The organism is Microbulbifer hainanensis (genome assembly GCF_014904735.1).
In the GTDB taxonomy this organism is placed as follows: domain Bacteria; phylum Pseudomonadota; class Gammaproteobacteria; order Pseudomonadales; family Cellvibrionaceae; genus Microbulbifer; species Microbulbifer hainanensis.
In genome coordinates, this window is record NZ_JACZCR010000073.1 from 1 (window position 1) to 613 (window position 613).

The 613-nt window shown below is 40.9% G+C and carries 1 protein-coding gene; it reads left to right on the top strand.

The annotated features are described in order from the left end of the window. Positions 1-187: 187 nt before the first annotated feature. Positions 188-613, top strand: a 426-nt coding sequence (locus IG168_RS20385; protein WP_193166444.1) for a hypothetical protein, incomplete at its 3' end; no start/stop codon positions are given.

The window sequence follows — 613 nt, forward strand, 5'->3', positions numbered from 1 at the left end:
GGGAGGCCATACAAGCGTCACCCGGATGGAGGGAGACCCGGCACGACGCGAGGGGACTCAGTTTAGCCTTTGCGGAGAGATAGATGCTGCAATAATATATGGCATTTTCTAAGTTCACTGCCTCGCGAAGAGTAACTATTGCATGACACTTATTGATTTATATTTTTCTTACATTAAGAACAAAAACATGCTCGATATACTGTCAGTTGAAGAGCTGACAAATTCGCCATTTATGAATACGTACGATTCCTTCCCTCCTCTCAGCTCTGCAATTGAATCGGCAGCATTTTTTTCAAAGAAAAACTGCAACAGATCGCTTGGTTACCTCGCGGCTCTACAGGCAACACTAATGCTTTCTTCCGAGCGCATCGACATGACATCTGACGAACTTCTTATTCGAAATATTTTTGACCGAATAGACGTCATCATTAAACAAACTGCAATTTTAATCGATCCGGACCTGCGAGAAGCAATAAAGCTAAAAAAAGCAAATGATCTCTCCATATCGACAACTAAAGTCATTTTCTCTTCAGTGACATTTATTGAAAGATTTTTCACCACATGCGGAATCGTGGAAATAAAAGAAAATGAAATAAAAACCTCTAGCGAACCG